The 25,833-nt window shown below is 50.1% G+C and carries 23 protein-coding genes; 14 read left to right on the plus strand and 9 right to left on the minus strand.

All coding sequences use genetic code 11. The features are described 5' to 3' along the window. Positions 1 to 26 precede the first annotated feature (26 nt). On the minus strand, positions 27 to 1,457 hold the full coding sequence (gene pyk, locus BLS62_RS22015; protein ID WP_093186071.1) for a pyruvate kinase: 1,431 nt from the start codon (positions 1,455 to 1,457) through the stop codon (positions 27 to 29). After that, positions 1,454 to 1,939, minus strand: a complete 486-nt coding sequence (locus tag BLS62_RS22020) for a DUF1036 domain-containing protein (protein ID WP_093186075.1) — start codon at positions 1,937 to 1,939, stop codon at positions 1,454 to 1,456. The genes pyk and BLS62_RS22020 overlap by 4 nt, the downstream gene beginning before the upstream one ends. Positions 1,940 to 2,938: 999 nt before the next feature. On the opposite strand from BLS62_RS22020, the gene BLS62_RS22025 reads away from it, so the two are divergent. Beyond that, entirely contained in the window at positions 2,939 to 3,205 is a 267-nt protein-coding gene (locus BLS62_RS22025) for a DUF2312 domain-containing protein (RefSeq protein ID WP_093186079.1), read from the plus strand. 312 nt (positions 3,206 to 3,517) lie between these two features. Here BLS62_RS22025 and BLS62_RS22030 read toward each other — a convergent pair whose 3' ends face one another. From BLS62_RS22030 to BLS62_RS22040, 3 genes are all read right to left on the minus strand, one after another. Beyond that, complete coding sequence (locus BLS62_RS22030) at positions 3,518 to 5,206, minus strand: peptidoglycan L,D-endopeptidase MepK (RefSeq protein WP_093186083.1); 1,689 nt, start codon at positions 5,204 to 5,206, stop codon at positions 3,518 to 3,520. Positions 5,207 to 5,447: 241 nt separating this feature from the next. Then, complete coding sequence (locus tag BLS62_RS22035) at positions 5,448 to 7,097, minus strand: L,D-transpeptidase family protein (RefSeq protein WP_093186086.1); 1,650 nt, start codon at positions 7,095 to 7,097, stop codon at positions 5,448 to 5,450. Positions 7,098 to 7,283: 186 nt separating this feature from the next. Continuing rightward, on the minus strand, positions 7,284 to 8,840 hold the full coding sequence (locus BLS62_RS22040) for a sigma-54-dependent transcriptional regulator (protein ID WP_093186089.1): 1,557 nt from the start codon (positions 8,838 to 8,840) through the stop codon (positions 7,284 to 7,286). A 230-nt stretch (positions 8,841 to 9,070) separates the two neighbouring features. On the opposite strand from BLS62_RS22040, the gene BLS62_RS22045 reads away from it, so the two are divergent. After that, positions 9,071 to 10,921, plus strand: a complete 1,851-nt coding sequence (locus BLS62_RS22045; protein WP_093186093.1) for a M3 family oligoendopeptidase — start codon at positions 9,071 to 9,073, stop codon at positions 10,919 to 10,921. A gap of 169 nt (positions 10,922 to 11,090) precedes the next feature. Continuing rightward, a complete protein-coding gene (locus BLS62_RS22050; protein ID WP_093186097.1) occupies positions 11,091 to 12,266 on the plus strand; it encodes an HNH endonuclease in 1,176 nt (391 codons plus the stop codon). Positions 12,267 to 12,466: 200 nt separating this feature from the next. Here BLS62_RS22050 and BLS62_RS22055 read toward each other — a convergent pair whose 3' ends face one another. Then, complete coding sequence (locus tag BLS62_RS22055; protein ID WP_093186100.1) at positions 12,467 to 12,844, minus strand: VOC family protein; 378 nt, start codon at positions 12,842 to 12,844, stop codon at positions 12,467 to 12,469. A 178-nt stretch (positions 12,845 to 13,022) separates the two neighbouring features. Between BLS62_RS22055 and BLS62_RS22060 the strand changes: the two genes are divergently transcribed. Both BLS62_RS22060 and BLS62_RS22065 read left to right on the plus strand, forming a co-directional pair. Further along, positions 13,023 to 13,571 carry a dihydrofolate reductase family protein gene (locus BLS62_RS22060; RefSeq protein ID WP_093186103.1) on the plus strand — a complete coding sequence of 183 codons (549 nt, stop codon included), beginning with the start codon at positions 13,023 to 13,025 and terminating at the stop codon, positions 13,569 to 13,571. A gap of 2 nt (positions 13,572 to 13,573) precedes the next feature. Continuing rightward, a complete protein-coding gene (locus BLS62_RS22065) occupies positions 13,574 to 14,125 on the plus strand; it encodes a TetR/AcrR family transcriptional regulator (RefSeq protein WP_093186106.1) in 552 nt (183 codons plus the stop codon). A gap of 38 nt (positions 14,126 to 14,163) precedes the next feature. On the opposite strand, the gene BLS62_RS22070 is transcribed toward BLS62_RS22065, so the two are convergent. Then, positions 14,164 to 14,967 (minus strand): hydrolase, encoded by an 804-nt coding sequence (locus BLS62_RS22070; RefSeq protein WP_093186110.1) that lies wholly within the window; start codon positions 14,965 to 14,967, stop codon positions 14,164 to 14,166. 331 nt (positions 14,968 to 15,298) lie between these two features. Between BLS62_RS22070 and purB the strand changes: the two genes are divergently transcribed. From purB to BLS62_RS22115, 9 genes are all read left to right on the plus strand, one after another. Then, on the plus strand, positions 15,299 to 16,627 hold the full coding sequence (purB, locus tag BLS62_RS22075; RefSeq protein WP_093186113.1) for an adenylosuccinate lyase: 1,329 nt from the start codon (positions 15,299 to 15,301) through the stop codon (positions 16,625 to 16,627). 113 nt (positions 16,628 to 16,740) lie between these two features. Further along, positions 16,741 to 17,100: a VOC family protein gene (locus tag BLS62_RS22080; protein WP_093186116.1), complete on the plus strand. Its 360-nt coding sequence runs from the start codon at positions 16,741 to 16,743 to the stop codon at positions 17,098 to 17,100. A gap of 54 nt (positions 17,101 to 17,154) precedes the next feature. After that, complete coding sequence (locus BLS62_RS22085) at positions 17,155 to 17,952, plus strand: metallophosphoesterase family protein (protein ID WP_093186119.1); 798 nt, start codon at positions 17,155 to 17,157, stop codon at positions 17,950 to 17,952. Then, positions 17,939 to 18,490 carry an RBBP9/YdeN family alpha/beta hydrolase gene (locus BLS62_RS22090; protein WP_093186122.1) on the plus strand — a complete coding sequence of 184 codons (552 nt, stop codon included), beginning with the start codon at positions 17,939 to 17,941 and terminating at the stop codon, positions 18,488 to 18,490. Before BLS62_RS22085 ends, BLS62_RS22090 begins: the two co-directional genes overlap by 14 nt. Positions 18,491 to 18,715: 225 nt before the next feature. Beyond that, the gene (locus tag BLS62_RS22095) at positions 18,716 to 20,086 is read left to right on the plus strand and encodes an ABC1 kinase family protein (protein WP_093186125.1); all 1,371 of its coding nucleotides are present in this window, start codon (positions 18,716 to 18,718) and stop codon (positions 20,084 to 20,086) included. A 137-nt stretch (positions 20,087 to 20,223) separates the two neighbouring features. Next, complete coding sequence (locus BLS62_RS22100) at positions 20,224 to 20,508, plus strand: aa3-type cytochrome c oxidase subunit IV (RefSeq protein ID WP_208991027.1); 285 nt, start codon at positions 20,224 to 20,226, stop codon at positions 20,506 to 20,508. A gap of 170 nt (positions 20,509 to 20,678) precedes the next feature. Further along, positions 20,679 to 21,992, plus strand: coding sequence for a hypothetical protein (locus BLS62_RS22105; protein WP_093186129.1), 1,314 nt, complete (start codon positions 20,679 to 20,681; stop codon positions 21,990 to 21,992). Between the two features lie 143 nt (positions 21,993 to 22,135). Further along, complete coding sequence (locus BLS62_RS22110) at positions 22,136 to 22,906, plus strand: acetoacetate decarboxylase (RefSeq protein ID WP_093186132.1); 771 nt, start codon at positions 22,136 to 22,138, stop codon at positions 22,904 to 22,906. Between the two features lie 32 nt (positions 22,907 to 22,938). Then, the gene (locus BLS62_RS22115) at positions 22,939 to 23,841 is read left to right on the plus strand and encodes an alpha/beta hydrolase (RefSeq protein WP_208991028.1); all 903 of its coding nucleotides are present in this window, start codon (positions 22,939 to 22,941) and stop codon (positions 23,839 to 23,841) included. Positions 23,842 to 23,887: 46 nt separating this feature from the next. On the opposite strand, the gene BLS62_RS22120 is transcribed toward BLS62_RS22115, so the two are convergent. After that, entirely contained in the window at positions 23,888 to 24,748 is an 861-nt protein-coding gene (locus BLS62_RS22120; protein WP_093186135.1) for a tetratricopeptide repeat protein, read from the minus strand. 197 nt (positions 24,749 to 24,945) lie between these two features. Beyond that, on the minus strand, positions 24,946 to 25,170 hold the full coding sequence (rpsU, locus tag BLS62_RS22125; protein WP_093186139.1) for a 30S ribosomal protein S21: 225 nt from the start codon (positions 25,168 to 25,170) through the stop codon (positions 24,946 to 24,948). Between the last annotated feature and the right edge of the window lie 663 nt (positions 25,171 to 25,833).

Genomic DNA, 25,833 nt, shown 5'->3' on the forward strand with positions numbered 1-25,833 from the left:
TATTTGTTCGGTTGTTGTGTGAAAGCTTATTTGCTTTCGGAGCCAACAAACGCAACGCGCAGCATGTTTGTGGAGCCTGGGGTGCCGAATGGAACACCCGCAGAAACCAGAATACGCTGACCCGGTTTTGCAATGCCTTCATTGTGTGCAAGGCAGCAAGCGCGGTTGATCAGGTCTTCCTCGGTTGCTGCATCCTGACTAGCTACACAGTGCAGACCCCAACCGATGGTCAGGCGACGAACTGTGGAGATTTCAGGTGAGAACGCGATGATTGGCGTTGCAGGGCGCTCACGAGATGCGCGCAGTGCAGTGCCACCAGATGCGGTGTAAGTTACGATCGCAGCCAGATCTAGAGTTTCTGCGACCTGGTGAGCTGCTGCAGTGATTGCATCAGCGCCGGTTGCTTCTGGTTCTGTACGCTGAGCGTGGATGATAGAACGGTAGTTCTCGTCCTGCTCAACTTCCACAGCGATCTTGTCCATGGTCGCAACAGCTTCTGACGGGAAATCACCAGCTGCGGATTCAGCGGAGAGCATCACTGCATCTGCGCCTTCAAACACTGCTGTTGCCACGTCGGAAACTTCTGCGCGGGTTGGAACCGGGGAGGTGATCATGCTTTCCAGCATCTGCGTTGCAACAACAACTGGTTTACCAGCTTTGCGACATGCGCGGATCATGCGCTTTTGAAGGCCTGGGACCTGCTCAAGCGGCATTTCTACACCAAGGTCACCACGAGCAACCATGATAGCGTCGGACAGCTCAATGATCTCTGAGAGGCGTTCAATAGCCTGAGGTTTTTCAACTTTGGCAATGATTGCTACGGCCCCTTTGGTCAGCGCACGTGCTTCGATCAGGTCTTCTGGACGCTGTACGAAGGAGAGTGCCAACCAATCAACCTTGGCAGCGAGCGCTGCATCTAGGTCTTTGTAGTCTTTCTCGGTGAGGGAACCGACTGGAATTTCTGTATCTGGAACAGAAACGCCCTTGCGGTTAGAAATGGTGCCTCCCACTTCAACAGTGGTCACACAGCGCTGAGCAGATGCTTCGATTACGCGAAGGCAGATTTTGCCATCGTCAACCAGTAAGCGGTGCCCAACTTCAAGAGTGCCGAGAATTTCTGGATGCGGCAGGTAAACGCGAGTTACGTCACCTGGGGTTTCGTCGGCATCAACAATAAATGTTGCACCGTTTTTGAGGATAGGCTTTTCGTCGTTTGCGAAAGTGCCAACGCGCAGTTTAGGGCCCTGCAGGTCGGCGAGAATGCCAATTGGACGTCCTACTTCAGCTTCCACGGAGCGGATGCGACCAACTAGGTCGTTCAACATCTCGTGGGAGGAGTGGCTCATGTTGATGCGGAAAACGTCTGCACCTGCGAGCCAAAGCTTTTTGATAGCTTCTTTGTCGGAAGACGCGGGGCCGAGAGTTGCTAGGATTTTGACCCGTCTGTTACGCTTCATCGTCCACCTGTTCCTTGCTCTACCGGCTCAGTCAGCTGGACCGTCCAGCTGCTTTGCTCACCTGTATCAATTTCAAAGAAGCCAGTGCGCTCATAACCGCGAGCGACACAGTCTTCTATACCGCGAATGGTGAACTTCTTTTGACGTACGCACATGTACGCTTTGCCATCCCATTCGCCATTTTGGTCCGTTTGTACTGCGTACAAGTAATAGTAGCGTGACGCTAAATCGCCGGAAAACATCGTGTCGCAGGTGTTCTTTTCAATTGTCCACCAGCCTTCTGTGATCCAGTCGACGCCATCGCGATAACCTATTGCAATGTTGACTGTGCTTTCGGTCTTGTTACAGGCCCGAAAGTCCGCCCACGCAGATGGGATCTGCTGAGGGCCCAGAACTCCAAAAGCCACACAGGCTATTGCCAGTGCATTCTTCCGAAAACGGTATTTAGTTGAGGTCGCGAAGTTGTTTCTGGATGATCTCATAACAGTCAATGTACAGCTACAAACGGCAGTTTAATGCGTTTAGTTGATGCCCTTGTCAACGCAGACTAACCACAGGTCAGAGCGTTTACGAGCAAGACTACGGGTATTACAGGTTGTTCTGAGTAAAGAACGTTGCCCCAACTCATCATTGGCCACACAAAAACGGCAGGATGATGATTTGGCCCAAACCCGACATGTCATGCTCTGGTTGCCTAGCCCACGCTTTGGATGAGTGTGGACGACCCCCGTCAACATTTAAAATACAGTCCAAAAATTGAACCATACCTCTAGGAATCTAGATGTCTTTATTGGCCTGAGTTCCACGTAGAAGCAAGGGGTAAGCGGCAAAACATTCTAACCCCCCACAGCTCCGAATGTTTGTAGTGAGTGTCATTTGAGCAAGAAGACAATGAAATGTAGCGCGTTTTGAGAAAATTATGGTGACTTATATGTAGATCTATACCCAGCATCTGCGTGCTTTGCTGGTGTTTTCTAGTTGGTAGACAAGCCCTTTCTTTCCGATGCGACATTTTGGCAAAGTTAAATTACGCTTCTCGTTCCGGTGAGTGAGAATCGCGAAGTTGTCATCTTAAAATATTTCGGAAACACTTTGGATTGTTTCTCCGGGCACGTGTAAAGCCGTAGATGCGAATATGTCGCGCAGAATAAACTTGGGACAAAAGTCGGGTTTGCTCAATCCAAGTAAGTGCTCGTACGTGCTGATGCTTAGAAGTGGAGCTGACGAGCATCCTGATGGTACTTGCGGTGAGCGAGAGAACTGTGATGGTGAGGTGCAGGCGGGGAAAGTTTCGGTCTCATGCCAAAAAATTATGCAGTAATTGAGGCAAATGTTTTATATCCCCATTGAAATTCTGTTCTTCCCCCAGAACCTGTGAAGCTTGCTGAAAAGCGATATGTAACGGTTGACCGCTTGGCTGAGTTCTGGCAGCAAGGCAGCTGGGTTAATATTATATTGCACGAACGTAAGGTGGATATTCCATGTCAGATGCCAGTGGTGTAGCAGCAGATCAACTGCGTGCGTTTATTGAGCGCGTTGAGCGTCTTGAAGAAGAGAAAAAAGTTATCGCTGATGACATCAAAGATGTCTATGCGGAAGCAAAGGGCAATGGCTTCGACGTGAAGGTCATGCGTAAGATTGTTTCCCTGCGTAAGCGCAAGCCGCATGAGCGTGAAGAAGAAGAGGCGATCCTCGATCTCTACCTCCATGCGCTTGGTATGGCTGGTGCTGAAATGGCAGAAGCATAAGCAGATAAGATTGATTTCTGAGGGTTCTCAGAGGGAATTTGAAGAAGGCTCCTTGCAGCATGCAAGGGGCCTTTTTTATGTCTGGTAAGGGCTTTTATTGAAGGGAGAGCAAGGATGTGCTTTTGGCTGAAAAAAGCAGTGCCTCATTTCCCATGCAAAAATGTCTTTGTGCCTGTTGGGGGTGGAGGACGAGCTGACTGTAGAGTGCAATTACTTTAGCGAATGATGGTGTGAGTATTGAAAATGCGTACTTCAAACTGGACACATAGACATCTGTCTGATCGCAAGCGCAGAGATTTCCCTCAGAAAATCTTACCGAGATAAAAGGCCGGATGTGTTGATGGTTTCGAGCCAGGCAATTGCCGGACCGCGTTTTACGCGTGCGCGTGTTGGTCGGTAAGGCTTGGTCGTGAACGTCTCTTTCAGCAGGGAGCTCACGGACGCCATCAAGCTGGTCAGGCGGTTTTGATCTGGGTGCTGCATTGTGATGGTGCGGCGGTTCTCTGCTGTCAGGACCGGGTCAAGCAGCAAAATTGCATCTACCTGAGGTGCCGTCGCAAAGCCAACCAGCGATGCCGGATGGATCACTTTCGCGATAATTGTCTGCGGCTGTGGTTCTTTAGGTAGAAGGTTCGGCAAGCGCTGTTTTGTAAATGGTGCTTGAGCGGAGAGCGCTGATGTTTTGCTGAACTTATCTTTCTTCAGATTAAGCGTTGCAGTGGGCGATGCGTAGGCCAGCTGCGTGTTGATGAGTGGACGCAAGCTGTCTGGTGTTTTCTCGCCCGTTGCAGCGATAATTGCTGCGATCCCGTCTTTTGGTGTTTCCACCTTTGCAAGAATAGTCGGTGCTCGTTGAGGGGCGCGGGGCGTGGCCGCAGGAAGTGCGGCCAGCTGTATGCTCTGTTGCGGTTTAACTCGTGGACGTGCAGCCGAAAGAAGCGCGACATTCAGCGTTGCCGGAGGAGGGGAGCTTTCGCTCTCCTGTTTCGGTTTTGCGAAAGGTGTTATTGCTGCAAGCGCCAAGGGCGATGCCGCCCCTGGAACTGGGCTAACCGCTGGTTGAGATGAGGTGAGCGCAATTTTTGGCTGCGGGATTGTGTTAAAGTCCCGTTGTACTCGTTGGCTTGGATCAGGCTCACGTGTTGCCGGAGCCTGTGGAACCGGTGCCGCAGGAGCAGGCGTGGCTTTCTTTTCTGCTTTTCCGTCAGTGTTGCTGAACAGGCGAGAGAAGAAGCTGCCACCGCTGTTGGAGCTGGTTGATTTCCGTGCACTTGCTTTGGATGAGCTGGACCGACTTGCCACGCTTGTCGAGCGACCGGAATCCTTGCGCTTTACCTCGGCGAGTGTCTGCTTGTAGCGCGCCAATGGCTTGCCATCAGATGGCACGTGGATGGTGTCGCCCTTTGGAAACACTTTTGCGAGTTGGGAGCGGGTCATACGTGGCCAGTGGCGCACGGAGCCGGTATCCATATGCACAAATGGCGTATTGGAGCGTGGATAATAGCCGACGCCGCCTACATGTTGACGTAGGCCAATTGCCCGTAGTTTTGCTGTTTTTACACCTGGAATGAAGAAATCCATTGCTCGGCCCTTGGTGTGTTGGCTATTTTTAGCCACACCGCTGGAGCGTTTACGGAGCATATTGTTGGTCTTGGGAGAGCGGTAAGCTGAAACCACATTGATGTACTTGTTTGAGCCAGACTTCCGGTAAACTTCCCAGATTAGGTCAAACAGCTCAGGATCCATGTTGGTTGGCTCTTTTTGGCGCCAATCCCGCAGAAAATTATTCAACTGGCGAAGGCCTGCCTTGTCATAGCGGCCATTCCGTTTGAAGGTGATTTCTGCCTTTTGCTTCGTATGTGTGAAGTACAGCTTTAGGGAGCGTGTACTTGCACTGGCGGAAGAGATTGAGGTGAGGATGAGCGCACAAAAGACGGCTGCGACCAGCATAGAAATGCTGGGCAGACGTTTAACGAAGTCCGAGTGCCCGAATGCAAACATGTTACGCAATTGTATCTCGCTTTCGCGTTTCGGCTAAAACCCTACCCCAGAGCCCCACATCTCTGTTTAATGTAGACAAGGTTAATGAGCCTTTACTGTAGTTACAATCTACGCGAACTAGTGACTTTACGGCAACAATCCAAGTTTTTTGTGCATTCGGCTATTTACATGCGACAAATGTACGCGTTTCTACACGCATAGGTCTGTATTAGGCTGTGGATACTTGTGAATACCTACAATTTTAAAGGTTGAGGGCATCGATAGTTGCCTGGTTATGACCATAGATATCCGGTCGTCTTTGCAGTTTTCCCGCTTCATCCACAAAGGCAGTGAAATATGAGATGTGAACAGGGATCTGCTTTTGCAGGTTAACCTGTATCTGCTTCTTGCCAACGAGCGAGCGGATGTAGTTGCCGGTGATGGTGCTTTGTGTGGCCATCAAAGCATCTGCAAAGTCGAATGGGTTCTGTACACGGACACAGCCGTGAGAGAACGCACGGTTGGAGCGATTGAACAGCGACTTGGACGGTGTATCGTGCAGGTACACGTTGTGTTTGTTGGGGAACATGAACTTGATTTTGCCAAGTGCATTGCCTCTACCCGGACGCTGGCGAATGCGGATTTTTCTGAAAGTAACGGCGTCCCAGTTCACACGGCGCGGATCAACGATTTTGCCGCCATATACAACTTCGTAGTTGCCTTTTTGCAGGTAGCTGGCTGGATTTGCACGTAGTTCCGGTAGCAGCTCTTTTGATGCGATGGAGTACGGAACGTTCCAATATGGGTTCACGATCACATGCTGCATTTTATCTGAGAAGACGGGCGTTTTATTGGAGTTTTTGCCAACAACGATGCGGGTTTCGTACATCACGAACCCATCCATGTTGAGGCGCACCATAAACTCAGGAATATTGACGCGCAGGTGTGTCTCGCCCAGGTCACGTGGCATCCAGCGCCAGCGTTCCATGTTTGCGATTACGTCATTGATCGGGTTGCCGCTGACACGACCGTTCAAAGCGAGCAGAGTACGCGGGCCAACCGAGCCATCCGCATGCAAACCATTTGCTGCCTGAAACGCTTCTACAGCGTAAGCCAGCTCCTGTGTGTAGACGTTTTCCTGATAATCTACTGTTGGAACATCGAGCCGTTCGCGCAGCAGGGCGACACGTGTGCTTTTAGTTCCAATCTTGAGCACCTTGCCTGAAGGAATGACAATTTGCTTTTCCAACTCGCCTTTTTCAGTTTGATCGCGCAGCTCGGCCAATTGGGCTTTGAGCGCAGCGTATTCCTGATGAGGCGGATTGTAATTTGCCAGTGCCTGAGTTGGATTTGCTGATCTGGCGATTGCTGCCAGAGCTTCAACCGGGTCCGGGCGCTCTGGTTTGAGGGTAATATCCTCAGAGATTGCGTAGGGGCTCACCCGCCCAGCTTGTGCTTCCTCAGCATATTTGAGGATGGAGTGGGTTATTTGCAGTTCAACATCGGCTAGCTTTTCAGGCTTTGCGAGGCCAGAGACGTTAAAGTCTAGCGCTGGAACAGGGTAGTCCTCCGAGCGCAGGCCTTCTTCGTCAGCTGCTTGTAGCTTTTCGATGATCGCAAGAGCAGCGGTGGTCAGGTTGCCCTTCTTGATCCAAGCTGGTTGGAATCCTCTGTTTTCATAGAAGAGTTTTGCAGCAGCAGCTTCTCTCTTGGCGTGGAAATTCAAACGCTTGTGCTTCTTGCTGAAAGACAGCTTGATTTCTGCCGCAACAGGGTTGGAGAGGACAAGATTTACCTGCTCCACCTGCACGTCAAAATTGTCAGGCAATGCTGCGTGTGCTTGAAACGAAGTTGTAAACAGCGCAAAGACTGCCCCAGCGAGCAAAGCTTGGGTGCTCGTTCTACCTGACATTTATGACTACCCACCTGATAACTCTTTGATCTTCGTAGATAAAATAAAATCTACGTTGATTTACGAGTGTTGTTTTATCTCTATATATAATTATTACGCAGATACACTAATGGGCCTTGAGTTAGCACGAATAGCCCTCGTTTTAAATTCAAGGTTGAGTGATTAGACCTTAAACCCACGGTTTTTTTAGTGTGCTGCTTTCTTTTCTGGCGTTTCTTCTAAGCCGTATTCTTTGAGTTTACGATATAGCGTAGAGCGTCCGATGCCCAAACGCTTCGCAACCTCTGTCATACGGCCACCGTAATGGGAGATAGCGGTACGGATCATTTCTTCTTCCACTCCGCTTAAGGTGCGCGCATGGCCTTCTCCGTCCAATGTGCGCATATATCCAAAGGGAGGTTGTTCGGCATCGAAGGCGGAAACCGCTTCGGCCTGAAAAAACTGCTGATCCTGGTGCTCCTCCCACTTACTCGTTACACTACTTGTCGAGGAAAAGACGTCTGGCTCTGACTTGCGCACTTGTGTCGATGGGGAACTGACGTAACCCATTGAACTTTCAGTCGCCTGAGCGATCTGCGGAAAGTCTACACAAGTGAGGCTCGGACCATCGCACAAGACAACTGCGCGGAAAACAGCGTTTTCTAGCTGGCGAATGTTACCAGGCCATTCATACTTCTTAAGCAATGTTAACGTGTCTGCGGTTATGCCAGCGACTTGCGGCTTGCTTTCCTCTGCTGCAAAGCGTGCGAGGAAGTGCCGCGTGAGTTCTGGAATGTCTTCACTACGGTCCCGCAAAGGTGGAACCCAGATCGGGAAGACGTTGAGGCGGTAATAAAGATCCTCGCGGAATTTTCCCTCTTTCACCTGATCAATCAAACGCCGATTGGTGGCGGAGATCAGGCGGAAATCGACTTTGATTGGCTTGCGTGCGCCAACAGGGTCCACTTCACCTTCTTGCAACGCGCGGAGGAGCTTAACTTGCACGTCCATCGGTAGTTCGCCGACTTCGTCTAAGAAGAGAGTGCCGCCATTGGCCTCCTGAAATTTACCCATATGCTTTTCGACGGCACCAGTGAAAGCTCCCTTTTCGTGACCGAAGAGGATGGATTCCACCAGATGATCGGGAATTGCACCACAGTTGACTGTGATAAACGGCTTGGAACGGCGCTCGCTGGAGCCTTGGATAGCACGGGCGATCAGTTCTTTTCCGACGCCGGATTCACCTTCAATCAGGATTGGAATGTTGGAGGAGGCGGCTCTTTCTCCTAAACGCAACACGCGTTCCATCGGCTCGGACCGGGTGACGATGTTGTCGAACGTCAGGGTGCCTTCGGATCGCTTGCGGATGCGGCTGATTTCACCTTCCAGCGTGGCAACCTTGAGCAGGTTTGTAATGGAGACTTGCAGGCGTTCTGGGCGGCTTGGTTTTACAACAAAATCCTGCGCACCAGCACGCATGGCTTCAATCACGGTTTCAATGCTGCCATTGGCCGTTTGCACGATGACTGGAACCGGGTTTTTGGCTGCCCGCGTTTGTTTTAGAACATCTATGCCATCCACCTCAGGCATCATCAGGTCCAAAATTACCAGATCGACCTCTGATTGTGCAGTTCCCGTGAGGATATTTAGAGCTTCGCGGCCATCAACACAGCTTTTGGATCTGTAGCCAAACCGTTTCACTGCCGCTTCCAAAAGGCGGCGTTGAACTGGGTCGTCATCTACGATCAAAATACGCTGTGACATGTGGAATCCCTTCAAAACAATGGGGCAATAATGCAATGTGTGCCAATTCAGGTCATCCTGCATCCAATTTAGTAAACAAATTGCCCCCTCATTTTGGGGATCTTGTTAAAACACAGCATTGCATGTGTAAGGAATGCCCGCATATTTAACATATGTGATGCAGAGCCGGGTTTTGCGGATTCTGATCTTTTTCTTTTTGGCTATGAGCCATCCCATAAGCGGACGCTAATATGAACGTTAAGCACGCCTTTCCATTTTCTGCTGCATTCCAGAATGCAGAGGCAACAGCAGCCAGCTCTTCCCTGGGCGATTTGCCTGAATGGGATCTCTCAGTCTTTTACAGCTCCATGGATGCGCCAGAAATTGATGTAGACATGGTGAAGGCCAAAGATTTGGCCGAGCAGTTTGAAACTGAGTTTAAAGGCAAGCTTGCAGAGATTGCGGGTCGCTCCGGTGATGAGCTTGCGGGCATCATCAGCCGTTATGAAGTGATCGAAGATCTTATGGGGCGTATCGGCTCCTTTGCCGGTCTCACCTACACCGGTGATACCACAGACCCAGCGCGGCAGAAGTTTTATGGCGATGTGCAGGAAAAACTGACGACCGCCAGCCTGCATCTGTTGTTCTTTACGTTGGAGATGAACAAGATTGAGGATGCTGTGCTTGACAATGCATTGGCCTCTGAAAAACTTGCCTATTTCCGCCCATGGTTGGAGGAGCTGCGCAAAGAGCGCCCGCATGAGCGGAGTGAAGAGATTGAGCAACTGTTCCACGAAAAGCATGTGACAGGTGCTGCTGCATGGAACCGCTTGTTTGACGAGACTATCTCTGGGTCGCGTTATGAAATTGATGGAGAAGAGCTTTCCATTGAGCAGACATTGAACCTGTTGCAGGATTCTGATGGTGAGAACCGCAGCAAGGCCGCTGCTGCACTTTCCAAGACTTTTGCGAAAAACCTGAGTGTGTTCACGCTGATCACCAACACTTTGGCGAAAGACAAAGACACCTACGACCGCTGGCATAACTTTGATGATATTGCGGATAGCCGTCACCTTGCCAACCGCGTTGAACGCGACGTGGTGGATGCGCTGGTTGATGCTGTTCGCGATGCCTATCCGCGTCTTTCTCATCGTTATTACGCGATGAAAGCCAAATGGCTTGGTGTTGAGAAAATGCACTTCTGGGACCGCAATGCACCGCTACCGCAGGCGGATAATCGTGAAATTCCGTGGGAAGAAGCAAAGAGCACGGTGTTGAACGCATACTCCAAGTTCTCGCCTGAGCTTTCTGGGATTGCTGAGCAGTTCTTTGATAAAAACTGGATTGATGCCCCTGCGCGTCCGGGTAAATCTCCGGGTGCATTTGCACATCCCACTGTTCCTAGTGCGCATCCGTTTGTGCTGGTGAACTATCAGGGCAAAATCCGTGATGTGATGACACTTGCCCACGAGCTTGGGCATGGTGTGCATCAGGTGCTGGCTGCTCCTAATGGCGCGCTGATGGCTCCGACTCCATTGACACTGGCAGAGACTGCCTCTGTGTTTGGCGAGATGCTGACCTTTAAGGATTTGCTGGCGAACGCGGAAACACCTGAAAAGCGTCAGATCATGATCGCGGGCAAGGTGGAGGACATGCTGAACACCGTTGTTCGGCAGATTGCGTTCTACACGTTTGAGCGACAGGTCCATGAGCTGCGCAAGGAAGGCGAACTGACAGCTGAACAGCTCTCAGCGATCTGGATGGGAATTCAGGAAGAGAGCCTTGGTGATGCGATTGATCTGGAAGGTGGCTATGAGAACTACTGGACCTACATTCCGCATTTCATCCACTCACCGTTCTATGTTTACGCCTATGCCTTTGGTGATTGTCTGGTGAACTCGCTATATGCGGTTTACGAGGAAGCTGAGGAAGGGTTCCAGCAGAAGTACTTTGATCTGCTGAAAGCTGGCGGCACCAAGCACCACAGCGAGCTTCTGGCTCCGTTTGGTCTGGATGCAACGGATCCGGCCTTCTGGCAAAAAGGTCTGGCCGTGATTGAGCGTTTGATTGATGAGTTGGAAGAGATGGACAACGCAGGTTAATTCACCTGAATGTACTGGTGATTTTGAGAGGGGCGCTCGGTTGGGCGCCCTTTTTTGCTTGGAGACGAAGTGGTCTTATGATCTACAAATCACTAAGAGCAGATACATCCAAATTTAATAGCAACGGCCCGAATTTTATCGGCCATTTTTTTTACTGAAGCATAATCTTATGTCAAAATGCATTCTATGTTTATTGGATATTCCAATACAGACCAAACCTGAGCATGTGCTTTTGAATGCTTTAGGTGGGCGAAAGACTGTTCATAATGTTTTGTGTCCAGATTGTAATCACAAAATGGGGATTGGGCCGGACCAAGATCTTGCCGAATCTGTTCGGCCTATTCGGAGCTTTTGTGATCTAAAGGCGGGTGACGGAGATGACGCTCCCCCTGTCCATGCTGTAGAAGCTGAGGGGCAAAGATTTGATTTGTTGCCGGGTATGGTTCCTGTTTTGCAACCGAAGAATCCCTTGGAAATAAATTTTCAGAGTAATTCAGTTTCGGTGCAAGTTAACGCTAGAGACAAGAAACATGCTGAACGATTAATAGATGGAGCTGCGAGGAAAATAGTTAAGACCCGGAAGCTTTCAGAAACTGCAATTGAACTTCTAAAAAAGGAACTCAAAAGTGGCTTGAAGTTAGCGATTCTACCAGGTCCTGCTATACGCCAAGATATAGCTTTCGGGCATGAACAATCTCAGCAAGCAATGGCGAAGGCTGCTTTGGTGTTGTGGGCGAATTGTGTAGGGAATGAAGAAGTTTTAACTTCAAGGTATGATGATATCCGACAGTTTATTTGGAATGGAGACAAACCTGAAGATCCAGGCGTTTTGGTGAAAATTGATGCTCGCCCGCTTCCTGAACTTCCTGACTTGTATGGTGGTAATCCGAATCTAATTTGGGTGGGTAGTGATGCTGCTGGTCGTGTCTTTGGTTATTTCCGACTGTTTGCAGCGATTGGGTGGCGCATAGTTCTTTGTGAAAACGGAGGCATTCCTGATCGTATCAGTTGCTTGATTTCCAACCCAATCGAGCCCTCTCATTGGGATCTCTTTGAAGGAAAGCGCGCGCTTATAAATTACGAGTGGATTAACGCAGATTGGGAGTTTTTGCCCCCTGCTTTTGAAGCTGCAGTGTCAAAGGTAGAAAATCTGAGGCTTCATGCTAATAGGAAGTCTGAAGAAAAAATGGTGCAGAATTTGCTCCTTGAAGTGTGTGAGAAGTTTGGTTTGTGCAAAGGACAAGTTTTAACCCCTGAAATTGCAAATGAGGTGTCTGTGTTTTTAGCAAAACATCTTACTTCATACATTACTAAAACAAGTTTATCCGAAGAGTTTGATGCTTGAGAACTGTTGAATTTTTGATTTTGTTTAGTCCCGCGTTCTCGAGTGGAATTTGCCAGCAGTTGAGTCGTCAGTGGTAGGTGTTGTTTGAAATGCAAAAAGAGCGACTTCCAATAAGTTATAGGGCTCTAGTATCAGTAGATACGGCAAGAGAAATGGACAATAAAGTCACGAGCTACGCTCAAAGTTTCTACCTTTTTCCTCTACCGATGCTGATCAATCAGGATTGGGTTGCCGTCTGGGTCGATCACTGTGAAGCTCGCTGGGCCTGAGGTTGCCTCATCGGCTTCGGGGCCGTGGATCTCGATGCCGTCAGCTTTCAAGCGCTTTTGCAGGTCGCGAACGTCGGTGAAGTCGTCAACTGTCTTTGCATCCTGATCCCAGCCGGGGTTGAAGGTGAGCATGTTCTTTTCAAACATTCCCTGAAACAAGCCGATGATTGTCTCGCCGTTTTTCAAGATTGCCCAGCCGCTTGTGCCATCGCAGGCGGGGTCGCAATTGAAGCCGAGTTTTTGATAGAAGGCGATGGATGCCTTGATGTCTTTTACCGTTAGGCTGATTGAAAATGCGCCCAGTTGCATGTGATTTCCCCCTCAAGAAATAACGTCGAATACCAAGAATTGATTATGGCGGCTCAGTGGGGTGTTGCCAAGTTATCTCTGCGGTTTTCAGTTGGCATCCATGGTGATGTGTTTGCTGCTTGCGCATTCCTATTGATTTTATTATACGATGTATAATTGTTGAATTTGGAGCGGTGGTATGGCGACTGGGCACGTTTTTATCGCGACGACCTTAGACGGGTTTGTTGCGCGGGAAGATCACGCCTTGGATTGGTTGATGAAGCAGTCAATTGAAGGTGAGGATCATGGATATGACGAATTCGTCGGGCGAATGGATGGGATCGTTATGGGGCGCGGGTCTTATGAAGCTGTGCTCGGCTTTGAAAACTGGCCCTACAAAAAGCCCGTCGTTGTCTTGAGTAAAACTCTGACGCGAGCAGATGTGCCGGACGCATTAAAGGGAAAGGTGCGTGTGACGGCCTCCGATCCTGCTCAGGTGATGAAGGAGCTTGAGGCCGAGGGTTGGAGCCATGCCTATGTGGATGGTGGCAAAGTGGTTCAGTCCTTTATCCGTGCAGGCTTGGTGGACGATATCGTTCTTACTCAGATCCCCATTTTGATTGGTGCTGGTTTGCGGCTGTTTGGAGAAATTGCAGCGGATATTGATCTTGAACTGGTCTCAAGCCGGACCTTCAACTCTGGGCTGGTGCAAAGTCATTATCGTTTAGCCACCGCAGTGGACGGTTGAGGATGGGGCGTCCGGCGAAATCAAAAGGCAATCTCAGCAAAGTCCAGATATTCGAGCAAGCCTTGATCCTTCTTGATGAGGGTGGTGAAGGCGCTGTCACATTTAGAGGACTGGCTGCAGGCCTAGGTGTGACAGCCATGGCGATTAAGCACCATGTGGGAACGCGCAGAGAGTTGTTTCAGCAGTTGGTTGAGCAGACCTATCATGGGGTTGGTCATGCACCTGACGCTTTGGAAGGCAGCGGTGCACTGATTTATGTGCTTGAGGATTATTGCTCAAGGGTCATTGCTCATCCAGCTCTCATGCAGAGCATTTTGGCGGATACGAGCTTGATGCCTTCGCGCCTGCATGCGTTGACGGACCATATTCGCAACTATGTGCAATCTACCCTTTCGGAGAAAGAAGAGGTGGAGACCGTTGTGAACCTGATTGCGGATTACACCCACGGATTTGCGATGAGTGTTGCAGCGCATTGTGGTGATGCGGGAGAGGTGCCGGGCTTGCGGGTTGCAGATTATCGCCGGGGTTTGGAGTGGATCTTGCAAAAGCTTTAGCCCGCCTTGGTGTGAGGCGGGCCCTGTTGGTTTTTGAGTTACTGCCAGGTTGCATCCGGGTCCAACTTGAACAGGTATTCCATGAACACGCGAGTTATAGCCTGAAGTTTGTCGGTACGAGCGTGGTCGCGCTGGAATTCTGCGGGAACCACGTTCCATGTGATTGGTTCAACACCAGCGGCAATCATTCTGCGCATGCCATTTTCGTGGGATGTCTGGGTGAAGCTGCCAACAACGTCTTCTGGGACGTACACATCGTAGCCTTCGCGCTCTGCTTCAATGGCTGGGTAGGCCAGGCAGACATCGGTCCAAAGGCCGCCCATGATGAGCTTTTTCCGGCCAGTTGCCTCGACTGCTTTTACGAATTCCGGCTCTTCCCAGGCATTCACGTTTGTGCGGTCAATGAACGTGGCATTTGGAGCCAGTTTCTTTAATTCGTCAATCATGGGTGCATAGCCATTCAAGCCCACTGCAACGTGGCTGAATATGATCGGAATATCATAAATTACGGCAGTTTTGATAAGGCCAGTGGCGTTGTTGATCAGGTCTTTATGATCAATGTTATTGACGCCTTGAAGGATAGGCGGTTGGTAATCAATGAGGATCAACATCGAGTTTTCAGGTGACAAAAACGGATCTTCTTGAACACTGCGTTTTGCGGTGCCTTGATAGCCTTTCGGGTATTGAGCGACACCATCAACAGTGGTGATCTGAGTTTGAGCTGCGAAGCGAGTTGTTCTGTCAGCGCGGATCTCTTCAGCGGTTTTGTCTGCCGCAAAAGCAGGCAGTGCAATGAGTGTTCCAAGAGCTAGAGCAATGGAGGTTTTGAGAACTGATTTCATGGAATTTCCTCGGCAGTTTGAGCTGATGTCACTCGGTATGTTTGCGTTGGAAGAAACCTAATCATTACTGCTTTGAATATTAATCTCTCATTTGAAAACTCATAATTTCTATTTCGCTATTAATGTTGAGAGCTGATTATCCTGAGAGCTTGTTCCCTAATGGAATGCGGCAATCTTTTCGTTTGCTGAAAGAATTTGCAGTTAAGGTGTGGTGGCTAGGTATTACGCAGAAAGCGCTATTTTTGAGCATTTCCGCTACTTTCTGGCATTGTTATGGAGTGGCTCTCCTGCTACATCCTGCGACAGAATTGTAACGCATACGAGGGCTAGCATGATCCCGCGCTATTCGCGTCCAGAGATGGTCGCCATTTGGTCTCCTGAAACGAAATTCCGCATCTGGTTTGATATTGAGGCGCACGCGTGTGACGCTTTGGCTGAGCTGGGTGTAATTCCAAAAGAGTCTGCAAAGACCATTTGGGAAAAGGGCGGTTCTGCGACTTTTGATATCGCTCGCATTGACGAGATCGAGCGGGAAACCAAGCACGATGTGATAGCGTTCCTGACGCATCTTGCTGAGATTATTGGTCCAGATGCACGTTTCGTGCACCAGGGCATGACCTCCTCTGACGTTCTGGACACATGTTTCAACGTTCAGCTGGTTCGCGCTGCGGATCTGCTGCTTGCTGGCATGGACAAGCTGCTGGCTGCTTTGAAGCGCCGTGCGTTTGAGCATAAAGACACCGTCACCATCGGTCGTTCCCACGGTATTCACGCTGAGCCAGTGACCTTTGGTCTGAAGATGGCGCAGGCATATGCTGAGTTTGATCGGAATAAAAAACGTCTTGAGATTGCACGGGAAGAAATTGCGACCTGCGCGATTTCCGGTGCGGTTGGTACGTTCGCCAACATTGACCCGCGTGTTGAAGAGCACGTTGCTGAAAAGATGGGCCTTAGTGTAGAGCCGGTTTCCACGCAGGTTATTCCGCGTGACCGTCACGCCATGTTCTTTTCTGTTCTGGGTGTGGTTGCCTCTTCCATTGAGCGTCTTTCTACCGAAGTTCGCCATTTGCAGCGTACTGAAGTTCTGGAAGCTGAGGAGTTCTTCTCCAAAGGCCAGAAGGGTTCTTCAGCAATGCCGCATAAGCGTAACCCAGTGCTGACTGAAAACCTGACCGGTCTGGCACGTATGGTTCGCTCCTTTGCGCTGCCTGCAATGGAAAACGTTGCGCTGTGGCATGAGCGGGATATTTCCCACTCCTCCGTTGAGCGTATGATTGGCCCTGACGCCACCGTCACTTTGGATTTCGCGCTGGCTCGTATGACCAACGTGATGGAAAACCTGATGGTTTACCCAGAGCGTATGCTTGGTAACATGAACCGTCTTGGCGGTTTGGTGCACTCACAGCGTATTTTGCTTGCACTGACACAGGCTGGTGCGTCTCGTGAAGACAGCTACCGCCTTGTGCAGCGTAATGCGATGAAGGTGTGGGACAGCTATCAGGTTTCCGGCGATTCCAAAGTGGATTTCCTGAGTGAGCTGCTCGGTGATGAGGATGTTCGCGGTTATCTTTCCGAAGAACAAATCCGTGAGCGCTTTGACCTTGGCTACCACATCAAGAATGTTGATGTCATCTTCAAGCGTGTTTTTGGCGAGAGCTAAAGCGGCCTGACTATATTTAGAGTATGTCCGGTTGAATTGTATTCGCTGGACGTGCTCTATTCTTTTTTGAAACGTGTATTTTCTTTTTGGGAGTTGAGCTGGTGGAGAACGGAATGAAACTTTACGGTTTGCGGATTTTCGTTACCGATATGGCTGTTGCCAAAGAGTTTTACGGTGACACGCTTGAGCTTCCAATAATCTGGGAACGCCCGGAGCTTGGCGCGTTTGGTGTCAAACTTGAAAATGCCGAGCTGATTATTGAAGTGGCTCATGGGGAAGAAGAACGCGGTTACGTCGGTCGTTTCCTCGGTGCATCCCTGCAGGTGGACGATATCGTTGATACCTATGAGCGCCTTTGTGAAGAAGGTGTCGATTTTCCAACCCCTCCAGAAAAACAGGAATGGGGCGGAGTTCTTGCACATTTTCATGATCCGTTTGGCAATGTCTTGACATTGCTAGGAGAAGCTCGCTGACAACACAGTCGCTTTTGGTCTTTAATCAGGCCAGTGTTGTCTAGGAGTCATGCTATGAGAATTGCGGTTATCTCTGATATTCACGGTAACCTGCCTGCTCTGGAAGCTGTTCATCGCGATATTAAGCGCAAATCGCCGGATCTGGTTTTCAACCTTGGTGATTGCGTTTCCGGGCCGTTGTGGCCGGAGGAGACGGCGCAATATCTGATTGCAGAAAACTGGCTCACAGTTCGCGGAAACCATGATCGGCACCTGGTTGATCATGTGCATTCGCCGATGACACCCAGCGATGCACATGCCTATTCGCTGCTCTCTGACGAATCCAAAGCATGGTTGAAGCAGCTGCCGAGCCATATGGAACATATGGAAAATATTTTCCTGTGTCATGGCACTCCCAGTGCAGACGATATCTACCTGACAGAAGAGTTGGTGGGTGGGCGCACGAGGATGGCGTCCCCTGAATATGTTCAGGAACATGTGGGCTCCATTTGTAATCCGCTGGTTGTTTGCGGACATTCGCATATCCCGCGGGTTTTGTGGCTTGAGAGCGGGCAAACCGTCATGAATGCGGGCAGTGTTGGCTTGCCAGCGTTTGATAATGACACACCACATAAACATGTCATGGAAGTGGGAAGCCCACACGCGCGTTATACGATTGTGACGCGGGTTGGGACGCGTTGGTCCTTTGAAGAGCGACTGGTGAACTATGATTGGGACCGTGCAAGTAGAAAAGCTGAGCGTAATCAGCGAGGAGATTGGGCTGGGGCTTTGAAAACCGGTTACTTTCGTCCTATTAAGCTGCTTGAGAGTTTGGCACATCCACGTATTGAGGAACCCTATGAAGATTTCTGAGGCGGACATTCTTATTGTCCCCGGCCTGCATGGCTCTGACGCAGACCATTGGCAAAGTCGCTGGGTTGCAAAGTTTTCTACTGGTCGCCGTATTGAACAGGAAAACTGGAGCAAACCTGATCTTGAGGCATGGGTTGAAGCGGTTGTAAAAGCCGTTGAAGAGGCGACGCGGCCTGTGGTGCTGGTGGCACATTCGGCAGGTGTTGCTGTGGTGATTCATGCCGCCCCTCGTCTTAAAGACCTCGTGAAGGGTGCGTACCTTGTGGCCCCTGCAGATGTTGATGACAGTTCCTGCATTCCATCAGAGTTGCATGGGTTTGCGCCCTTTCCAACAGCCCCGCTGCCATTTCATGCCAAGGTCGTTGCAAGCCGGAATGACCCGTTTTGTAGTTTTGAGCGCGCTGACCAGCTGGCGACGCTTTGGAATGCACGCCTGCAAGATGCTGGGGAAACCGGGCATATCAATTCCGAGAGTGGGCAAGGCCCTTGGCCAGAAGGCTTAATCGCATTTGCTCACTTCATGAAAGAGTTGGGCTAACATCCCCTGGCTGCATAAGTGATCCTCCATAGTACAAAAAGAATGTGCTGTGGAGGATGGTGATGACGGGACAAAAGTCTACAGCTCTCCCTGAGAGGCCCTGTGGGAAAGATCCGGCAGAGGTCATTAGCTAAAGCACAAAACTACCCTTGGGTTTTCTGCTGTTTCTGTTAGGTTTCGCGGTGCGCTTATTCTTTAAAAAGCGCTGTGACACAGGAAACCAGTATGACTTCTTCTCGTGATCGCGAAGCTAATCGGATAACGGCCCGTATCGGCAGATATGCCAAGGTTGGCAGCAATATGAGCGGCATCGCCGCAAAACTTGCTGCGGGCAAATTGTTCGGATGGGATCAAGACCCGGCGAAGAACGCGACTGCCATTGCAGAATCTCTGGGAGAATTGAAAGGGCCGCTGATGAAAGTGGCCCAACTTCTTTCCACAATCCCGGATGCTGTACCGCCTGAATATGCAGCTGAACTTGCCAGTTTGCAGGCAAACGCTCCGCCGATGGGGTGGGCGTTTGTAAAGCGGCGTATGCGAGCGGAGCTTGGCGCAGACTGGGAAAGTAGGTTTGGTAATTTCGAGAAGGAGCCTGCAGCCGCGGCATCCCTCGGGCAGGTTCATCGCGCGCATGATCTGGCTGGGAATCGGTTGGCTTGTAAGCTTCAGTACCCGGATATGGATAGCGCTGTTGAAGCGGATCTCACTCAATTTGGTATGCTGCTGGCGCTGCATCGCCGCTTTCGTCCCGCGATTGAAACCTCAGAGATTGCCAAGGAAGTTGGCGCGCGCCTGCGCGAGGAGCTTGATTACCGCAGAGAAGCCCGTCATGCGGCGTTGTATGCGAACGTGTTTTCCGAGGACGCAGAAATTCGTGTTCCCGTGATTTGTGAAGAGCTTTCAACCCGTCGTTTGCTTTCGATGAGCTGGTTGGAGGGGCGGCCTTTATTGGCGTACCGACAGGAGAAGCTGGAAGTTCGTAATAAAATTGCCAAAATCATGTTTAAAGCGTGGTGGCATCCATTTGCGCATTACGGGGTTATTCATGGTGATCCGCATTTGGGAAACTACACCATTTTTGAAGATGGAACTGAGCCGGCTGGCGTGAATCTGCTTGATTATGGGTGTGTGCGGGTGTTCCCACCTGATTTTGTGCAGGGGGTGGTCGATCTTTATCACGGCCTCTTGGAAGGTGATCAAGCCCGCGTCGTCGCTGCCTATGAGATTTGGGGATTTGAGGGGTTGAATAAGGACCTCATAGAGACGCTTAATATCTGGGCGAGCTTCATCTTTGGTCCTTTGTTGAGTGACCGAACGCGAACAATTGCAGATGGCGTTTCTCCCGCGAGTTATGGACGGCGAGAAGCGTTTAAGGTTCACCAATCGCTGAAGGAATTGGGGCCGGTCAAAATCCCACGGTATTTTGTATTTATGGACCGCGCTGCTATCGGGCTTGGATCGGTGTTTTTGCATTTGCGTGCGGAGCTGAACTTTCATCAGTTGTTCAATGCGCAGATAGATGGATTTGAGAAACAAACACTCATTGATCGTCAGAGCAACCAGTTGAAGCTGTGTGGTCTGAGCTCACAGGAGTAATGTGGGTTGCCTAGAAGCTGAGTTTATCCCCGTTGTGGCGTGATAATCACGAGGTGCATCCTTAGTGAAGTTGCGCTGGTTGACCTTGTGGTGTTAAAGACGGATATTAGGAAAACTACTTGTTTCGAGGGGGACTCATGGCTGACGGGAGTACGTCTGTTATGGATTATGAGGAACACGAAAAGACCTACAAGAACTTCATCAACTTCTCAAAGGTTGGAATTCTTGCAGTTCTTACATTCGTTCTGGTAATCGCAATGATCGGTTTTGGTGGGACGGCTGGCACTGTTTGGGCCAGCATCACAACGGTTGCGACAATTATTGGTGTTGGTGTCGGCATGGCTTCTGGAAACAGATCCCATGTTGTGCCCGGCATCATATTCTTGGCTGCATGCATTGTGACCGCCGTACTGACAGTCTAAAATCCAATTGTGATTTTTGCGTAATATTGAAAAACCGCGGGAGCTAAATGCTTTTGCGGTTTTTTGTTTGGAGCAGGGCTGTGAAGCCTGAGTATTAAATTAAATCTGCCCTGATCTGAGCATCTTTGCCCTGTACGCCTGTTTTAGTATTTTTTGATTTCGGGTATCTCATGTCTACTGGGCAAACTGTTAATGTGCTTCTGCGCTGCTCTCTTTTAAATGCAATTTTTGCTGTTCTTGCGGCTGTTGCAACACCCTCTCAATCTGCACCTTCAGATCTCGGATTTTCGCAGATCTTGCAGGAGGAAGGGATTGTACCCAAAGGGCGAAATTATGAGGTGGTCCCGCCGGTTCTGAGAAATGGAACCCTGCTTGTTTACAAGTTGAAGACCAACAAGGGTACATATACAATTCCGGGCACTGGCGTTTTGCGCAAGCGGATCAATGAGCTTGCTGCGCTGAAGGCCCTTAGCGAGATGGATAGTATTTCGCAAGCTGGTGAGGGTATCGTGACTGCGGTTGCTACGCCTCTAACATTCCTTGGCAACCTTGTAACGTCTCCCAAGGAGACACTGAGCTCTACGGCTGATGGTGTTGGGCTGCTGATCAACGGGACTGTGAACAGCCTTACCGGCAAGTCCGGTGCGACTGCGCGAGGCAAGCAGACCGGTTCTGCTCCGTCCACTGTTGAGACTGTGGCGGCAGCTGTTGTGGGACGGGACAAGGCTCGCCGTCATATTGCTGTTTCCGTAAACGTGGATCCCTACACGACCTTTCCTCCTCTTTCTGAAGCGCTGGATCGAGCTGCGTGGGCCTATGCCACCAGCAATCGCCTGACTAATCTGGCCGGTGTCTTTATTCCAGGTGGTGTTGGCACTGCGGTGAGCGGGGTTTTGGCCACGACCAATTTCAGTGTGATGTTGAAGGAAAACCCGACGGTTGCCGATGAGCGTATGCGCGAAGCTTTGGGTGGTATGGGGATCAGCCAGCGGAAGACACAGGATTTCCTGAGGGCAACCTCTCTTACACGCGGTGAGAAAATTATCTTCGTCGCCAGCCTTTCTAAAATGCAGAGTGTTCGTGGCTTGAATGCTCTTGTTGCGCAGGTCAGTCGTGCCGGGCTTTCTCAGGATGCTGGTTATTATTACCTGTTGGGTCTGATGATGATCAATGACTATCATCTTAACACAGAGCGCCTTGCGTCTATTGAATTGGTGGAGGGTGTTCCTGTTGCTACGACCCGCACCAGCCGGAAAGTTGCCTTCATCGCTGGCGATCGTATTGGGTGGAGTGTTGATCAATCAACAACCACGTTGAATATCGCGAGTCGGGTGAGTGGCAATATCGCAGGCAATGGAGCGAGTGAACTTCGCGTGCTCGGGCTTGTTCATCCAACATTGAAAGCTGAGTTGGGTGCTTTCAATTGGGTTATCCGCGAAAAAGCGCCATTGGCGACTTTAAAGGAAATCGACGTAACTGGTTGATTGAAATTGCATTTAGGGTGCGCTCTGAAACTGTCACCCCAAAACCCAAGGAGCAACATCTATTCTATCGGTGCTTATGGTGAGGGCGCTTTGAGCTGAACGGCTTACAGGCGCTTGATACTCATTCGTGATCGAGGTGGTTCATGAAAATTGCCGATATCCTTGAACAAGCTTCCATGCCTATTGCGTCGCCTGCCTATCCAAAGGGGCCTTACAGGTTCATTGATCGCGAGTTTTTTGTTGTCACTTATGAGAGTGACCCTGCTGCGATCCGCGAAGCCTTACCAGAGCCGCTGGAGCCAGATGGTTCAAACACTGTGATGTTTGAAGTTATCCGAATGCCGGATTCCGCTGGATTTGGAGATTACACGGAATCTGGCATTGTGATTCCAGCCAAATTTGGTGATCATCCGGTCAACTTCACCCAGCAGATGTTTCTCGATGATACACCGCCTATCTTCGGTGGACGCGAGATCTGGGGCTTCCCAAAAAAACTTGGACACCCAGAACTGAGCATAACTGGGGCTACGTTGACAGGGCATCTGGAGTTTGATGGGGTTACCATCGCAATTGCCACTATGGGCTACAAGTACCAGCATCTTCTTTATGATGTGGAACACGGCACTCAATGTCACCCTGATGCGATCTTGAAGAAACTGCAGAAAACACAGGTGAACCTGAAGCTTATTCCTGATGTGGATGGAAGCCCTGCAATTTTGCAGCTTGTGGCCTATGAGGTGGCTGATGTTACCATAAAAGGGGCATGGTCCGGTCCTGCCAGCTTGCAATTGTTCCATCACGCCAATGCTCCGGTGGCTGAGCTGCCCATGCTTAAATCCCATGGTGGTGTGCATTTCGTCACGGATCTGACGTTGCCGTATGGGCGGGTCCTACACGACTATCTTAAATCATGATTGTCATGGTTATATGGAGGAGCTGGATTGCCTTGAGCATTGCTTTTGCGCAGATGATTGCTGTTGGACTTATTTTTCTGGCATCAGGGGCACATGCGCAAAGTTATGAGCTTAAACCCTTCAAGGATGAGCTGTTTACCTATCCACCTGTGCTGGAAAAAGCAATGGGTGGTGCATTTCTGCGGTTAGATTATCAAATCCAGCGTGACTTAAGAGACCGTGATGACGTCCCTGAGAAGAAGGTTCAGGCGCGATATGTTTCCAGTCGACCCTCTTGGTATGTGCGGGACCAATCCGCAGAGCTTGCTGGGCAACGGCGCAAGCATGTTCGTGTTGGTTCGCCCAGTGACAAAACCAAGTTGGTTGTTCTTTATATTCACGGGAAAGGCGGCAACCGAAAGCAAGGTACTGCCAACTGGACGTTTGGGGGCAATTTCAATCGACTGAAGAATTTGATGGTGCGCAATAATGGAGTGTATCTGTCGCCTGATGTTTGGTTGGATGCCAGCACTGGGACGCAGGAGATCAGAGAGTTGATTGCTCTTTATCGAAAGCGAGCCACAAATGCCAAGTTCATCATAGCTTGTGGGTCTATGGGAACGCTGGTGTGTTATGGGCTTGCGGACAGCAGCGGTTCAGCTGGGCAGATTGACGGTTTGTTTTTTCTTGGCGGAGCTACGGATGAGAGGCTTTTGCGTAGTCAAGCAGTTGGTGCTGGCGTTCCGATTGTATTTGGGCATGGAAGCGCTGACCCTGTGTATGCGTGGCAGCAGCAAGCGTCCTTGTTCAAGGCTCTTCGACGGCAGCAGGCCAACTATCCAGTACGGTTTCGGTTGTTTGAAAGTGGCTCACACGGAACGCCTCTTCGTATGATTGATTGGCGTGAGGAGATCAACTGGATGCTGCAGGTTCGTGAAAAGACGATTGCCCAATAAAAAAGGCCGGAAAGACCGGCCTTTGAGACGCTTAGACCCTAATGGGTTAGGCTTGCGGCACACCGGTGGATACTGCCAGTCGCTTTACACCTTCTTTTGCGATTTGGTTTCCTGTCGAAATCTGAAGCGCTTTTAAGTAGGATTGACGTGCTTCTGTCTTCTGGCCCAGAGCTTCTTCTGCGCGGCCGCGGTTGGCCCATGCAGGCGCCGATTTTCCATTAAGCGCGATTGCTGCATTGAAATCTTTCAGTGCAGACTTTGGATCGCTCAATGCGAGATAAGTGACACCACGTGCGATAAGCGGGGAGTAGGCGCGTGAATTCAAGCCAACAGCGGAGGAGAAGTCATTGAGAGCTGCTTCTTGCAAACCTTGTGCTTGATAGATGAGGCCGCGGTTATGGTAGGCCTGTGCATCGCCAGAGTTGAGACGGATAACTTCGTTGTAATCTCGCAATGCAGCGCTGTTCTGACCCAATGAGCGGTAGGTGTTGCCCCGGCCATTGAGTGCCTTAACGTAGTCGGTTTTGATGGACAGCGCAGAATTGTAGTCCTGAATAGCCTGCGTAGAGTTGCCTTTGCGACGCTCTGCAAGGGCGCGGTTTGCATAAGCTTGATAGGATTTTGGTCTCAGTTGCAGAGATTTATTGAAATCTGCGATAGCCTGATCAAGACGTCCTGCTTTTGCGTAGGCGATGCCACGCTTGTTGTAGGCATCTGCATCTGTCGGGTTAGCTTCTACAACAGCACTCAGGCTGCCAATGTTGGATGAAGATCCAACGGCTGCATCAATGGGCACATTCTGATAAACGAGGCCATTAGGGTTGGATTGGCAAGCAGCTACGCTGAGTACGAGCAGACATGCGCTGAAGCCTTTAGCCAGCTTAGTGTTCACGAGAATGTGCCCCATTCCTTAAGAGTCCTTGCAATGACTTTTCAGCCTACACTTTAGTGTGGCAAAAAAAGGTCATATGCACCAGCAGAAACAACAAACGGACCAATCGGCAAACCGATTAGTCCGTTCTGAAATTCAATACCGAGAGAATCGCGTGCTAAGTCCAAACATTGTTCAACCTTAGCTTTGTCGATGTTCTCGGAACCGTTATATTAACGGCGTGGTTTGCCGGTCAGCAAGCCTTCACGCTGTGCTTTCTTACGAGCCAGCTTGCGAGTACGGCGGATAGCTTCAGCCTTTTCGCGTGCCTTCTTTTCAGATGGCTTTTCGTAGTGGCCACGAAGTTTCATTTCGCGGAAGATGCCTTCACGCTGCATCTTTTTCTTCAGCGCTTTGAGCGCCTGGTCAACGTTATTATCGCGAACGAGAACTTGCACGCGGTTATCCTTAATTTCGAGCACTTCAGGCCAAGGCCCAGAGTGACATAGATGAAATGAGTGATGACGATGCCTAGCGTATATGCTTGGGTCAATAAGACACCTTTGCCGCTATTGCGTCGCCTCTTGACGGGGTAACTAGCAGACTGCGTATGTGCTGTCTACCGCCTTACTATAGATTCTATGTTAATTTATAGATGGCCTAAGCGGGAATACCTCTATTATGAGAGCTGACAAGCAGCAGCCTTACGCCTTTTTCTTATTTTTGGTCCCGGTATCAGGCTCTTGATGCAGTAAAACTTAAGTAAACATGGCTTAGAAAATCTATTTGTACTAGGCTGTAGAATTTGAAATTGAATAATACAACCTATGATTGTTTGCGGGTGTATCTCTCCTTGCGTGTTAAAAAAAATCATAGGAGGGCTTTCAAACAGTGGAAATCCAAGCGGACTATTGAATGACATTTTTATCAATTTGCAGCGGGAAGGTTTTGAAAAAGGAATGAGTCGGACGGTGTGCATTTGATTGTGTCCGCCAGCCTTAGTTCAAGGGAGGGGGTTTATACAGACGCTGGGTTCATGCATACTAAAATGCCCGTCTGCTGGGTCATCGATCAGAAGAAAGAATTGTGTAATGTGCCGCTGGCTTGCGTACCGTGGAGCT

This window comes from Pseudovibrio sp. Tun.PSC04-5.I4 (assembly GCF_900104145.1).
Lineage (GTDB): Bacteria > Pseudomonadota > Alphaproteobacteria > Rhizobiales > Stappiaceae > Pseudovibrio.